The organism is 'Nostoc azollae' 0708, from assembly GCF_000196515.1.
Taxonomy (GTDB): Bacteria; Cyanobacteriota; Cyanobacteriia; order Cyanobacteriales; family Nostocaceae; genus Trichormus_B; species Trichormus_B azollae.
Genome location: NC_014248.1, coordinates 4,686,377 through 4,701,283 on the forward strand (window position 1 = coordinate 4,686,377; position 14,907 = coordinate 4,701,283).

10 protein-coding genes and 3 pseudogenes are annotated in these 14,907 nt (G+C 38.1%); 8 read left to right on the top strand and 5 right to left on the bottom strand.

Annotated elements, in window-relative coordinates:
* Window positions 1-22: 22 nt before the first annotated feature.
* Window positions 23-718, bottom strand: a pseudogene (locus tag AAZO_RS44215) (rhomboid family intramembrane serine protease).
* A gap of 135 nt (window positions 719-853) precedes the next feature.
* On the opposite strand from AAZO_RS44215, the pseudogene AAZO_RS21855 reads away from it, so the two are divergent.
* A pseudogene (locus AAZO_RS21855) lies at window positions 854-2,463 on the top strand (protein kinase domain-containing protein).
* A 35-nt stretch (window positions 2,464-2,498) separates the two neighbouring features.
* Here AAZO_RS21855 and AAZO_RS21860 read toward each other — a convergent pair.
* Together AAZO_RS21860 and AAZO_RS21865 are read right to left on the bottom strand one after the other, a co-directional pair.
* Window positions 2,499-4,295, bottom strand: coding sequence for a serine/threonine protein kinase (locus AAZO_RS21860; protein WP_013192850.1), 1,797 nt, complete (start codon window positions 4,293-4,295; stop codon window positions 2,499-2,501).
* A 695-nt stretch (window positions 4,296-4,990) separates the two neighbouring features.
* A complete protein-coding gene (locus AAZO_RS21865; RefSeq protein WP_013192851.1) occupies window positions 4,991-6,511 on the bottom strand; it encodes a YcjF family protein in 1,521 nt (506 codons plus the stop codon).
* A 495-nt stretch (window positions 6,512-7,006) separates the two neighbouring features.
* On the opposite strand from AAZO_RS21865, the gene AAZO_RS39820 reads away from it, so the two are divergent.
* The 7 genes from AAZO_RS39820 (at window position 7,007) to sppA (ending at window position 12,635) form a co-directional block, all read left to right on the top strand.
* Window positions 7,007-7,258, top strand: a complete 252-nt coding sequence (locus AAZO_RS39820; protein ID WP_228371353.1) for a hypothetical protein — start codon at window positions 7,007-7,009, stop codon at window positions 7,256-7,258.
* An 84-nt stretch (window positions 7,259-7,342) separates the two neighbouring features.
* On the top strand, window positions 7,343-7,657 hold the full coding sequence (locus tag AAZO_RS39825) for a hypothetical protein (RefSeq protein ID WP_228371354.1): 315 nt from the start codon (window positions 7,343-7,345) through the stop codon (window positions 7,655-7,657).
* Window positions 7,658-7,672: 15 nt separating this feature from the next.
* On the top strand, window positions 7,673-8,266 hold the full coding sequence (locus AAZO_RS39830) for a HAMP domain-containing protein (RefSeq protein ID WP_228371355.1): 594 nt from the start codon (window positions 7,673-7,675) through the stop codon (window positions 8,264-8,266).
* 220 nt (window positions 8,267-8,486) lie between these two features.
* Window positions 8,487-8,711 carry an ATP-binding protein gene (locus AAZO_RS39835; RefSeq protein ID WP_228371356.1) on the top strand — a complete coding sequence of 75 codons (225 nt, stop codon included), beginning with the start codon at window positions 8,487-8,489 and terminating at the stop codon, window positions 8,709-8,711.
* A gap of 86 nt (window positions 8,712-8,797) precedes the next feature.
* On the top strand, window positions 8,798-9,295 hold the full coding sequence (locus AAZO_RS21875; protein ID WP_013192852.1) for a DUF937 domain-containing protein: 498 nt from the start codon (window positions 8,798-8,800) through the stop codon (window positions 9,293-9,295).
* 357 nt (window positions 9,296-9,652) lie between these two features.
* Entirely contained in the window at window positions 9,653-10,714 is a 1,062-nt protein-coding gene (gene fni, locus AAZO_RS21880; RefSeq protein ID WP_013192853.1) for a type 2 isopentenyl-diphosphate Delta-isomerase, read from the top strand.
* Between the two features lie 85 nt (window positions 10,715-10,799).
* Entirely contained in the window at window positions 10,800-12,635 is a 1,836-nt protein-coding gene (gene sppA / locus AAZO_RS21885) for a signal peptide peptidase SppA (RefSeq protein ID WP_013192854.1), read from the top strand.
* Between the two features lie 180 nt (window positions 12,636-12,815).
* On the opposite strand, the pseudogene AAZO_RS31875 reads toward sppA, so the two are convergent.
* Window positions 12,816-14,257 (bottom strand): annotated as a pseudogene (locus AAZO_RS31875) (IS66 family transposase).
* A 33-nt stretch (window positions 14,258-14,290) separates the two neighbouring features.
* On the bottom strand, window positions 14,291-14,542 hold the full coding sequence (locus AAZO_RS21895) for a helix-turn-helix domain-containing protein (RefSeq protein ID WP_228371357.1): 252 nt from the start codon (window positions 14,540-14,542) through the stop codon (window positions 14,291-14,293).
* Window positions 14,543-14,907 lie beyond the last annotated feature (365 nt).

Sequence of the window (14,907 nt, forward strand, 5' to 3'; positions counted from 1 at the left end):
CTATTACGAATTACGAATTATTTTACCGTCGTTGCACCATTCGCATAAAAGCCGCACCTGTCACTAATCCGACACACTGCCCCCAATAACTAAGATGATTCACACCACCAGGGATATTCAAACTACCGATTCCATAAAATAACTGCTGAAGAAACCAGCGAAATTAATATAAAAAATCCAGAACTTGCACAGGAATAAAGACAACAATTAAAGGGGAAAAATAATATATTTTAGTTTTAGGAAAATGGATAATATAAGCACCTAAGATAGATGTTATCGCACCATTAGCTCCAATCAATGCAACTTTTAATTTTGATGCGTTAAAAATATGAACTATTCCACAAAAAACACCCGCGACTAAATAAAGTAATAAATATCTTTGTTGTCTGAGAAACATTTCTATAGTCTTACCAAACACCCAGAAGAATAGTGAATTACCTATAATTTGACTAAAAATACTATGCAGAAACAGCGATACAGGTAAAGATATTAATCGCCAAAATACAACTATCCAAGCTGCTGAATTGTAAAAAATTGCATTTTTTATTGCTGCTTTAATGTCTGCTGGAATTATCCCCTAAATGTTGACAGAATCACCTAATTGCTCAATCGGATCAAGTTTAAGTTTCCAGCAAAACATAGTAACATTAATGCCAATCAACCAATAAGTAATAATTGGCTTTTTCCAAGTCTGAATGTTATCACTAATAGGAATCATAGTAATTATTAATTAGTAATTCTAACTCGTAATTGAATATATAGATTCTTCAATTTTGAATTTTGAATTGATTTATCCCCAGTCCCCGAATCCCTGTGGCAAGATTGTAATGATGTACTTAACTCAGCAACCGAGATGCTAGGAAACAGACTTGTTGGAAGATACCAAATTATCAGCCATTTGGGAGGAGGGGGATTTGGCGAAATCTCTGTGGCTTATGATACTCATTTACCTGGCTCACCACAGTGTGTTGTCAAGAAAGTCAAGCCTAAGTCTAGTAATACAGCCACTTTAGAAATAGCTAGACAGCTATTTGATACTAAAGCGCAAGTTTTATACAAATTAGGAACTCATGATCTCATTCCCCAACTCTTAGCATACTTTGAGGAAAATGCAGAATTCTATCTTGTCCAAGAATGTGTTCCCAGTCATGACCTAAGTCAAGAATTATCACCAGGCAAAAAGTTAAGTTAAGATGAAATCATTTCGCTGTTACACGAAATTTTAGAAATCTTGGATTTTGTCCATCAACAGAAAGTGATTCACGGTGATGTGAATCCACACAATATATTGAGACGAGAGGAAAATGGGAAATTAATTTTAATTGATTTTGGGGCAGTTAAAGAAATCACCACTCAATTAATTAATCCCACAGCTCAAATTCAATCTACAGTTGCTATTGGTACACCTGGTGATGTTCCTGGAGAACAAGCACAAGGCACACCCAAATTAAGTAGTGATATTTATGCTTTGGGAATTATTGGCATTCAAGCCATCACAGGATTATCACCTCACCAGCAAAAGATGCAGATACTGATGAAATTATTTGGCGTGGTCATACAACAGTCACACCAAAATTTGCAGAATTTTTAGATAAAATGGTTTGTTATGATTTTCGTCAAGGTTATGCTTCTGCAACTCTAGCTTTAAATGCCCTACAAGAGTTAATTACACCTCCCTCTGGAACAATAGTCTTCAGTCCTGCTGCTCAAATTTATAGTATCAAACCTGAGAAATCTAAAAAAAGTGTATTGATTAAATTAGCATTAGGAATCTTTTTACTGAGGATGGGGGGAATGGCATCAATATACATATTTAACCAAATCAATACTGATAATGCCACGGAATCATATAAACAAGGAGACACACTTTTACAATTACAAAGATATGAAGATGCACTAGCAGTTTATCAAAAAGTAGTGAATATCAAACCAAATCATTTTCAATGATGGTTTTCTAGGGGTAATATCTTCATTACCTTATGATGATATCCAGAAGCAATTGATTCTTTTAAGCAGGTCATAAAATATAATCCTAATAACTATCAAGCATGGTATAGTTTAGGATGCTCATTACATCAAAGTCAAGGTTATGCAGAAGTGATATAAGCTTATAATCAAGCCATTTATGTGAACAATAATGACTATCTAGTCTGGTATAATTTAGGTAATTCACAATATAATTTACAAAACTGTGAAGATGCTCAATAATTGTATATTATATTGTATAATAAGGCACTAGAGAATCTGAAAAATCATTACCAAAGCTGGTATAGTAGAGGTAACGCTTTATTAAATTTACAAAAATATCCAGAAGCTATAGCATCTTATCAACAAGCTATTAAATATAAACCTGATTACCAACAAGCAATAGAAGCACTCAAACAGGCAGAAAGTCAATTACCACAGCCAAAAAATCGCCCCATCATTGTACCAACTGTGCGAATGCCTAATCCAAATTATTAAATATCTTTAAATAAATGATTTCAAGTTGAAATTAACTAAGTGCTAATATTCACTTCTACTGGATAATCTGGTGTAGAAAAATATGCGATATTGGCATCTGAATCTTTCTGACTAAACAGATTGGGTTGACTGACAACAGACATTTTTGTCTGGTTGACAATTCCTTTAATTTTTTCCCTAAGTAGGAGTTTTTCGCTATACTCTTTCAATTTGATTTGAGCTTGAGGATAAATACTTGTATCTTGGGGAACGTTGTCAAGCAATTTTATCGCTCCAGAAAAGTCATTCACTAATGCTTTTTGGTAGGCTTTATGCAAGAAATATCCTGCTCTCATTTGTCGTTTTTGATTGTATTCAACCAATTTTTGTTGCAGCATAGCACCCGCAGCAGTTTCTGGAGGAATTTGATGCAGATATTCTAAAGCAGCCGAGAAATCTTTAATTTTAGCTTTTCCATAAGCTTGACTTAATAAATCATTTGTTTTTGCTTCCAGGTTAGCTTGTGTTTGTTCAAGTATTTTTTCTCTTTTAGAACGCCAATATAAAGTGTAGGGAATTTGCGGAACAGCACGCATTGCTTCTGATAATTTACCTTTATTTAAGGCTTGTTCAGCGACTAAATAGTTTTCTGTGTCAGCTTGCCATTGCTTTTGCCATTCAGCAATTGAATCTTGAGCTTCCGGATATACATTGCTGTAGGGAGGAATTGATTTAGCTAAATTAATTGCTTTTCCTAAATTCCCGGCTTGATACTCTGATATTGCTTGAGATAAGGTTACTGTTTCTGGGTGGAGTTGAGATTGACTAGCTAAAGAATATGCTCCTAAGCCAACTACTAAAGAATTAATCATGATGCCCCATCGCATTCCTGCTAATAATGGGTCTGATTTAACCGTGCTATTTTGATTTTTAACTGGAACAATTTTAGCTTTTGGTTCAGGAACTTTTGAAGACTTTGGTGACATAATTGCTTCTGTATGGTGTTGCCATGTGATTTGTTCAAATACCCAAATCGCCTCACTGGCAGAGTGAAAACGGTCTTGATAATTATAGCGAATCATTTGGCTGATAAAAACGGTTAGATAATCATCAATTTTAGTATTTTCACAACACCAAGGCAGGTCATTATTCGCAGGATTAATTTTTAGTTGCAGAGGTGTTAAACCTGTTAAACCTTGGAGAGCAATCATTCCCAAAGCATAAATATCACTATTAGGTTGTGTTTGACCAAGAAATTGTTCTGGTGGGATGTAACCTAATGAACTCACAGGAATCTGAGAAATCAATAATTCTGTATCAATGCTAAAATCAATTGGCTGAATTGAACCAAAATCAATTAGCACTAATTTTCCATCACAAGAGCGTCGGATTAAGTTTTCTGGTTTGAGATCACAGTGAATGAATCCTTGAGAATGAACAAATTCAAGAATGCCTAAAGCATCTTCTAGAAATGCCATAGCTGCGGTTGTATCCCATTTGCGTCCCTGCTGTTGATTCTGTTTTAATTCGACAGATAAGGGTTGCCCAGAAATGTATTCTTGCACCAAATAAAACCGATCATTTTCCTCAAAACAGGTGATAAGTTGAGGAATTTGATCATGCTGTCCTAAATGCTTGAGAGTTTCGGTTTCTGTAAAAAAACGCAGTTTGAGGTAGTAAAAATAGGAATTAGACTGATAGTTGTTAACTTTTAGCTGTTTAACAACATATCTGGGTCTTTCTGGATAGTCTACATCTTCAACAATGTATATTTGTCCAAATACTCCTGCACCAAGGCTTTGAAGGATGTGATAGCGTCCTTGCAATAACTGACTGACTGTTTGCTTGCTCATAATTTCCTTACTGAGGAATTTCTACATAAGTTGTTACCTACCTTTTCTGAATTCGCGGGCTGTTTCCGGAATACTGAGAAATAATTCTTTGTAACTTTAAATTAGGTTGAGTTCCACAAATTCCTGCTTGCAAATTTCTATTCTCATGATGAAAAAGCCTACAATGACCTAATAATAAGCTATTTTTGCTTTTCGGATTTCTGGGGGATATTAGGAGTCAGGTGAAATTAAATACACTTAAGCCACGGCTATTCCTGAAATTTTAATATTTGTTTTTTCAATACATATACTAATAGATTTGTAATTTTAATTACTGTCCATAATAAGGGGTCTGAGGTAGTAGGGGTTTGAGGTAGTAGGGGTCTGAGGTAGTATAGTAAGTTGGAGAGGGGTTTAGCTGGGTTCTGCCTATAGATAGAAAAGCGGTATCAGATCAGAGCAAAGACACTGATATGCTGGCTTAATTAGATACATCACGTTATCAACCGATTTGGGAATTTTGCTGCTCCTTTCTTATTTATTCCATTAGGGAGTTTAAAGCTTTAAAACCAAGATTTTTTATATCCCTAGTCATATCTTTGGGATGTTATTAGTGAAATATTTCTTAACATAGTGAGGAAAACAGTTATCAGTTGCAATAGGTTATTCTTTCGCTACAACCCACAACCCACAACCCACAACCCACAACCCACAACCTATTCACTGTCTGTTAACGGCTTTACTACTTTAGCGATCGCTTCTTGGATAAATACCTTGATAAACTCGTCTCGGCGATTGATCTGAAATTGCTGTTGTACAACTTCTATCATTCCCCCATCACCCCAATCTTGATCATGACGAAAATATTCAATAAAGCTTTTGCCGGCAATGCGGGTTAAATAAGCTGCTGTCACCCCTTGAATAGCTCGACCAATTATAAAAGTTGCAACATGAAGTTGCAAAGCAGTTGAGAGTAATTCAATTGCACCCTTAACTATGCCTAAGCCAGCAATAGTTTTTCCTAAAGAGAGGGCTAATTCTCGCCCCCGTTGCATATTCAAATCACAACCGTAAACTCTACCAATTTCTACTACCATTTGGGCGTTAACTGCGGCTGTAGCTAGTAAGTCTACAACTGGTAAAGGGGTTACAGATACCACTCCTGCCCCGATCCATTGGTATCGGGCAACAATTTTATCAGCTTGACGACGACGCTGGGAATCAATTAGTTTGCGGGCTTCTTCACCTAAACGTAGTGATTGTAAGAGAATATTATCTGCAACTAAATCTTCACCTTCAGCGCGTAATACACAAGCCATGCGTCGCAATAGGGGGACAATATCTGCTTCTGCTTGGAAAGTTTCGCCGGTTTCTAATTTTGCAGGTTGGGGATTTGCAGCGATCGCCACTACATCATTACTAGCGATAAATTCCCGTACCCGTTGACGCAACTTGGATAAAATGGCTTCTTGATCGTCCTGTATATATAGATCAGTTTTATTGAGAATCAAGAGCGATCGCTTACCAATTTCCGCTAAACCCTTCAGTGGTTCATATTCAGAACGGCGTAAATCATTATCTACCACAAATAACAGTAAATCAGCTTCCGTCGCCAAAGCCCTGGCCAGTTGTTCCCTTTCTGTTCCTGCTACCCCCGCCTCTAAAATCCCTGGTGTATCCGTAATTAAAATTTTCCGTTCCAATCCCTTCAAACGCAAACAATAGGTTTCACCCACCTGAGTTGTACCCATTGGTGCATTCACTTCACCCACCATTCGCCCTATAATAGCATTCACCAAGGAAGTTTTTCCCGAACTCCCCGTCCCAAACACGACTACTTGAATTTCACCCCGTGCTAAATTGGCTTCGATTTCCTTAGTGCGACTGAGTAAAGCTTGACGAGTCACTTCATCTTGAATTTGCGCTACCTGTTGACGCACAGCTTGGAGAGTAGAAGAAGCCGCATCAGATTTAGCCGCAGGAACTTGTACCGGAGTAACTCGTCTACGATTACGGCCCGATTTTTCCTCACCAGACCTCAGAACCAACACATAATAGATAAAAGCCGCAAGCAATCCTCCTAAAAGTAGAATTAACAACAACAGCAGCAGATTACCTAATACGGGAGAATAGGATAACTGCCAGTAAAGCCGAGACAGCGAATCAATTAGCCACAGGGCTAACCCCAGAATGATAATCAGACCGACAATGATTGTAACTATGCGGGAAAGTGGCATGAATAGAAAAAATTAGAATTGTCAGTGGTCGGTGGTCAGTGGCAAAAGGTAGGAATGAAAAGGGTGTAGGGGCTAGGGTGAGCGCCGTGGGAGGGTTTCCCGACTTGTAGACGCGGTTTGCGCGGCTTCCCGCAGGATGGCGACCGGCGTTGTAGGAAAACCGATAATTAAAATCAGATGATTCTGAATCATAATATTTTTCATCAAGTACGTACACCACCTAAAGTGAACAGTTTTTGATCCGAATCGCCGTAATACACCATCCCTCGTAAATTTATGATCTCTCTATTCCAGTGATCAGGGGCAAAAAAAACCTGATTTTGCTAAACTAAGATAAGTGTGCGTATTGAATGTTCCCCCAACTCAGTCAACAGTGAGCAGTAAAAATACTGGTAACTGGTAACTGGTAACTGGTAACTGAGGATGACTGGCTGCTGAATTCTTCATTTTTTGTCAAAACGTCTCAAAAATAAAAGTTCAACGGCAAGTTATACAATGAAGTATAAATCTGAATCAAGTTCATGTAAAAGGCGGCGAAAATTTTTTAACGCACTCAGTATTAGACAAAAAATTGTCACTGGATATGCTTTGTCACTGGGAATTGCGGTTTTGGGGACAACGGGTGGTTTGTTGATAGGCGAGCGCTACTTCCAAGGTGCTAGAGACAATATTCTCTTGGCAGATCAGGAAAAAGCTGGGCTGACTAGTTTACAAGGATTGCTGTTAGAAATTCAAGTTCATCAGTAATAACTAACACCAATTATAACTCCACAGCCAAATCTCCATCCCGTAGATTTGGAGTTTCAGGAGCATCTCCAAGAATTTGAAACTTTGTTTTCCAAGCTAAAAGAATTTAGCCTCCTTGAATCCCAGTATCATTTGCGGTTTATACTCCAGAAACACAACCGTGACATCAGTGAATATATCCAAAAACTCAGCGATTTGAACCAGCAAATTTCTCAACTTGGTTCTCAACCAGAAGCATTAACCAAATCGCAACAGTTAAGTTGGAATTTTTACCAAAGTCCAACTGCACAGAACTTTTTTAGATTTTCCCATGATTTAACTGAGTTTACACAAACAGTTAATGCACAACAAGAACAGGTTGATATAGACCAATGTCAGGCAGAAGCACTGCAAGCGTAGATCATTATTGCTAATATGCTACTGAAAGTAGCCATTGCCACAGTTTTAGCTGTATACACTAGTAGAATTATTGCCCATCTCATTAATGCAGTCACAAAGATAGCCCTAAGAGTTACCAAAGGAGCTAATTTTAAATTACAAGCACCTGTCACCACAAAAGATGAAATTGGTACTTTAGCTGATGCTTTAAACCAGCTAATTCAACAAGTAAAACGCCTTTTAGAAGTGCAAGAAAATGAATCCCAAATAAAACTGATTCAAGGCGAGAAAATGTCAAGTTTAGGTCGAATGTTAGCTGGTGTAGCTCATATAACTAATAATCCTGTTAACTTTATTTCAGGTAATGTAGTCCATGCCAAAACTTATGTTAATAATTTATTAAAACTACTAATAACATATCCAGAAGCTATTCCTAATCCACCCACTCAAGTCCAAGCTGTAGCTAGAGAAATTGATTTAGAATTTTTGGAAACTGATCTACCAAAAATACTTAACTCCATGACATTGGGAACTGAAAGCACACGCGAAATAGTCCGCAGTTTAAAAAACTTATCGCGGCTAGATGAAGGTCAACGGCATTTAGTAGATTTACATACATACATCTATTGAGAGTACATTTTTAATTGTAAACAATTGTCTCAAAAATAGTATTAAAATTATTCGCAACTATGAAGAAATTCCTAAAATTACCTGTTACATGGGTTTACTCTATCAAGTATTTATGAATTTGCTCAGTAATGCTATTGATGTCTTGGAATAAAAATCTCAGAGACAGACGGAATTTTTACCAGTAATCACTATTACTACAGAATGTGCAAGTGATGATTAGGTGGTAGTGCCAATAGGAGATAATGGACCGGGAATTACCACAGAACATCAGAACAAAATATTTGAAACTTTTTTCACCACTCAACCATGGGGTATTAGTACAGCTTTAGGTTTAGCAATTACTCATCAAATTGTGGTGGAAAAACACAAAGGTAAAATTAGTTGTAATTCTCAGTTGGAGCAAGGTACAGAATTTGCGATTTACCTACCAATTAATCAGTCTTGATGGTAATTGAAGATTTGATATTTTGTATGAGTAATGAAAAAGGTTCGTCTATCTACTAAAATTAAAAAAAATGGAGAATAAGCTCAATGGGACTTTTTGATCAAATTCTTGGTGCTGTTGGTAATTCTAATCAACAAGGTGGTTTAGGTCAACTTTTAAGTATTGCCAATACAATCCAGCACATAAGTAACACTAGTAGTACAGATAATTCAACTATTCAATTAGTTTTGTCAGTAGTTGGTAAACAGGTACATTCATCTTTGCAAGAAAAGCAAGTCAGCGAGGGAATAGAAGCGGTAGAAAACCTGGTAAATCAATTTGCAGGAAATTCTCCCGATTCTCAAGCTGTGAGTTCCCTATTTTCGCCAGATGTGCAACAACAAGTAGCAGAGAAAGCAGCGCAACGTACTGGCTTACATGTGGGAATAATTCAACAATTATTACCTACTTTAGTACCTTTAGTTCTGAGTTTCTTCCAATCCGGTGGAAATCCGATGCTGAATAAATTCCTTGATGCTGATGGAAATGGAGATGTTGATATTGCTGATGCTATTAAGTTAGCTAGTCGGTTTTTAGGCAGGTAACAAATCAGTTATTAGTTATGGTTCTTGCGTCTCTTTTATCGAGAGTTAATTCTAAGTAAGAAGACACAAAAAAAACCGTAGACGCGCAGCGGCTTCTCGGAGAGAAGTATGTAACGAAAAGTAAAATTGCCCAAAACCTCTTCCCTATTGCATGAGTGCCCTTCGGGTTCTCCAGTCGCATCCTGTGGGAAGGCGAAGCGCCTACATGGGGAAACCACGCCACTTGCTGCCGGCAAACCCTTCCACCGCAGTGGCTTCCCAAGACCGCTCTGGTTCACCTCTTGGCTATTGCCTTGTCATAAGGATAATTTTTAACACCCACCTACTTAAAGTGCCTTTCACAATTTAGAATCCAAAATGGTATTACCCGTAAACCCTCCTACCAGTACCCCGACACAAACGCAAAATCGCAAAGCAGATCATATCCGTATCTGTCTAGAGGAAGATGTACAATGTCAGCAAGTCAGCACGGGATTAGAACGTTATCGTTTTACTCATTGTTGTTTACCGGAATGCGATCGCAAAGATATTGATATCAGCACGAATTTTTTAGGGAAACATCTCAATGCACCTTTGTTAATTTCCTCCATGACCGGAGGAACAGAACACGCAGGAATCATTAACCGTCGTTTGGCAGAAGTCACCCAACAATATAAACTAGCTATGGGTGTAGGTTCTCAGCGTGTGGCATTGGAAAAACCCCAAGTTGCTGATACCTTTGCTATTCGCAAGTATGCCCCTGATGTGCTGCTGTTTGCTAACCTGGGTGCAGTACAACTTAATTATCAATGTGGGGTTGATGAATGTCTGCGAATTATTGATATTTTAGAAGCTGATGCTTTGATTTTACACATTAACCCCCTACAAGAATTCATTCAACCCAGAGGTGATACAAATTTCTGGGGATTATTTGATAAAATAGCTAATTTATGCAGTAAATTACCAGTACCTGTAATTGCCAAAGAAGTGGGTAACGGCATTTCTGCGACAATGGCAGCAAAACTCATATCTGTGGGAATACAGGCCATTGATGTAGCTGGTGCTGGTGGTACATCTTGGGCATTGGTGGAAAGCGAACGGGCAGAAAATCCTTTACAGCGGCGCTTAGGTAAGACTTTTGCAGATTGGGGCATACCGACAGCAAAATGTATTACTAGTATTCGCGCTCAGTTTTCGGAAATACCTTTAATTGCTTCTGGTGGGTTACGTCATGGATTAGATGTAGCGAAAGTGATCGCACTCGGTGCAGATATTGCTGGTTTAGCAATACCCTTCCTACAAGCCGCAGATGTATCAGAATACGCACTGCAAGAGTTGACAGAGGTATTAATTGCTGAAATTACTACCGTATTATTCTGTACTGGCAACAGAAATTTGTATCAGTTACAGTACTCTAACAGCTTGCAAAGTATACAATAAACTAAACAGGTCATTAGTCATGAGTCATTGGTTTTTCTTACTAATGACTAATGACTAATGATCAATTACTAATAACTAATAACTAATGACTAACTTTCTTAAACAAACTTTTGCTAGTTTAATTGGTAGCCTACTAGGACTGACTATTTTCTCTGGTATCGCCACTCTGAGCTTATTTTTCTTGATTGTGATTGCTGCTACTTCTAAAGATACAGGGCCACAAGTCAAAGATAAATCCATATTGGTTTTTGACTTGTCAATGAAAATTACCGACAGTCAACCCAGTTCCAGCGACTTTCTGAAAAAAACCCTAATAGGAGTAAATGAAGATCAAATTACACTCCGCAAAGTTATAGAAACTCTAGAAAAAGCACAACGCGATCCGCGCATTGTTGGTATTTATATAGATGCTACTAAATCAGGTGCAGCAAGTGGACTGGGTTATGCTTCCCTGAAAGAAATTCGTCAAGGTTTAGATAAATTCCGTGCATCTGGTAAAAAGATTATCGCCTACAGCACAGACTGGAATGAAAGAGAATATTATCTGAGTTCAGTAGCTAATAATATCGTACTCAATCCCGTAGGACTGATGGAAATCAACGGTTTGAGTTCACAACCGGTGTTTTTAGCGGGAGCATTGCAGAAATATGGTGTTGGTATTCAAGTTGTGCGAGTAGGGAAATTTAAGGGAGCAGTAGAACCGTTTATACTTGATAAATTAAGTCCCGAAAATCGGCAACAAACCCAGAAATTATTAGATGATGTGTGGGGAGAGTGGCGGACATCTGTAGGAAAAAGCCGGAAAATTCAACCACAAAAATTGCAGGCAATTGCAGATAGTCAACCTATTTTAGAAGCTAACACCTCTAAAACCAACGGTTTAGTAGATCAAGTAGCTTACCAAGATCAAGTAGTCGCTGACCTAAAAAAATTAACTGCTAGTGATAAAGATGATAAAAGCTTCCGACAAATTCATCTTAGCGACTACGCCGAAGTTCCTGGAAAATCAATGGGTGTAGAACGCAACTCAGAAAATAAAATTGCCGTTGTCTATGCAGAAGGAGAAATAGTTGACGGTAAAGGAGAAGACGGAGAAATAGGAGGCGATCGCTTTGCCAAAATCTTCAACAAAATTCGTCAAGATCAAGATGTTAAATCTGTGGTGTTAAGAATTAACAGTCCAGGTGGTAGCGCCACAGTTTCCGAAATCATTCAGCGAGAAATAAAACTAACTCGACAAGCCAAACCAGTCATCGTTTCCATGGGTGATGTAGCTGCATCTGGTGGTTATTGGATCGCCAGTGATTCCAACCGCATTTTTGCCGAAACCAACACAATTACAGGTTCTATCGGCGTATTTGGCCTATTATTGAACGGTCAAAAGTTAGCCAAAAACAACGGCATCACTTGGGATACAGTTAAAACCGCCCAATATGCAGATAATCAAACAGTTTCCCGTCCAAAATCACCCCAAGAATTAGCACTTTATCAACGCAGTGTTAACCGTATTTACAATATGTTTATCAATAAAGTTGCCCAAGGACGGAAACTACCACAACAAAAAGTAGCCGAAATTGCCCAAGGTCGAGTTTGGTCAGGTGTAGCAGCTAAAGAAATCGGTTTAGTTGATGAAATTGGTGGTTTGAATGTTGCCATTGAATATGCTGCTAAACAAGCCAAATTAGGCAAGAATTGGGAATTGGAAGAATATCCGAGAGTTACTAGCTTAGAAGAACGTTTATTTGGCAAGAAACTACAACAGGCCCAAGGAACATTAGGAATTGAAAAAACTCAACTCAAACCAAATAGCCTGCTTTTAGCAGAATTGGAAAAATTACAACAGGAAATTTCTACTTTAAACAAAGTGAACGATCCTCAAGGAATTTATGCTCGTTTACCGTTTAACTTGAAAATTGACTAAGAGACTAATAATAAGTAGTCAGAATCAGGATGATCAAGATTCAAGAATGAACAGAATCAAGAAATACATGATTACTCATTAAATGCTGCAAATCCTGAATCTCACCAATAATCCAACGGCGAGCAAGCCCCTGGCTTTACACATAGGGGTTAGCCGTTTCCGAAAGGTAAAGATTCAGGTCTAAGGAAGAGGGATTAAAGAAGGTCTATGGAAAGCAGAGTGAACCATGGCTTTCATAGGTTGGTCAAAACACTCAATTAGAGAAAGTGCTTGAGGACGACAAGTTTGTATAACCGTCAATAAATTGGCAGGATGTTGGAATAGCTCCAGAGAAAGAGAACCACCAGAGACTTTTCGTTGTGTCAGTGCTAAACCTAACCTTGGTTCAGCTAAATTATGATCAAGGTCTATTGCCTAAGGAAGGTAAAAGTTTACCAGGTTCCCCTAGGGCTTGATCAATGAATGAATGGAAGATTCAACTTTTGGTTGAAACTAGGATGGCCAAGTCAAGAATTCATGAAGGTTTTGGGTTTGTTGGAATAAAGGGTAGTTTTTAAAACCTTCATCTATGAGGTCCATGAATTTTGTGCCAATTTCTTGGTGATTGAAGCCAGGAATCTTGATTAGTGTCTTGAAGTGACGGGGTAGGGTAGATGTGCCTGACATTTCTATTGAGCTGTGACCGCATAACCGTTATAGGCAGTAAAGTCATCAGAACTGAGTACACCAGAGTAACTTGAACCCACAATGGATTCTAATTTGCCAGGACAAAGAGTATCAGGCTCATAAAATAAAGGGAAGTCACTATTGGCAAAAATCCATAACTATTGTTTCACCCCTTTGACTACTCAGGGTGTTTCATCCCCAAGGATATGAGGCTGGGTTTGTTTTATCCACTGTTTGAGGCTATGAATACTTTGAGCCACTGGACCATCTATTCCTTCATTGGTACCTACTAATGTTCCCACTCCAATTTCTATTTGACCCAGTGCCCACAACAACAAGTGTTGCTTTTCATAGGGTCAATGGCCCTAGTTATTGATCCATCCCGAAAAAGCTTGTCCTGTGATTCCTATATTTTGTCCCAGTACTATCTCTGGTGACCAGTGTGTGTGCCCTTTGTGTTGCCCCACACACACTGCACATCCACGTATATCTTTGATATTCTACTATTTGGATTGGCCTGTCCACCAACTCCCCGACTTGTTGTGTTTCCACTTTTATTGTTTCGCCAAAGAATTGCCCCTGAGCTCACCATCTACACACTTGCCGTCCCACTATCTCAAATCTATTCTATCTACTCCACCAAACACCTTTCTCCTTTTTCCCCTATGCTCTGGTTGTCCTCCTGGTTTCCGTTTTCGTGTCTGGTTCTCTTCTGGTTTCTCTTCTTGTTTGTTCTCGGTTTTTTGGAGGATGTCTCCCGACGGTGGTTTGGATAATGTTATGGTCTCTAAATCTCTACTGACTTTGAGTTTATCTATTTCTTTTTCCAGTTCTACTACTCTATTTGTTAGCTTCTCTATACTTTTCCCCTGGTCAATAATGATTTCTACCAGTTGCTCTGTTCCCAACTGCCTCAATATCTTTCTGTCTAGTTTTGGTGGCAGCTTCTTTTCCATAACTGCTATATTCTGCCTCACTTATCACACTTTTCAATACCCCACCACCTGAATCCTTACATCTTTTTGAAATATCTCTAGCCCGTAATGAAATGTGTCCTTTGCTTCCGTTTTGGATATACCAAAATGCAAACCTAAAACCTCAAATATTGGTATTTTCCTGCAATAGAACAAGGATAGACATACCTGTTCTTTTATCTCTAGTTTCCCTTTCCCCCCTGCTCCTTTCTGATTTATACCTATCTTTTTACTTTCTATGTCACCTTCAAGTTTTTTATGCTGCATTTCACCTTGGGCTAACAAGTCTTGAAACTGATGGTTACTTATTCCCAGTATTTGTTTTGTACGATGTGGATATTCTTGAATATAGTTAATTTAGTGGATTTTTCCTTTTGGTAGACGGTCAAAATTTCCTTCTACCATTTTTTTGACACCAAGTTAATTTTCCTGACAGGTCTATTAGAAATAGTAGAATCTGTAATAGAGTTATTAACACAAATTTCAGATTTATACTGGAGCAATCTATTGGAGTCGTTAGTATCTTATTATACAAAAATCTGTGAAGGATAATTCATTGATACATCAGCAGAAACTTTAGTATAGATCAAGCTGAAGAGTCTACAAAATTATAGACAACATGACAATTTTAA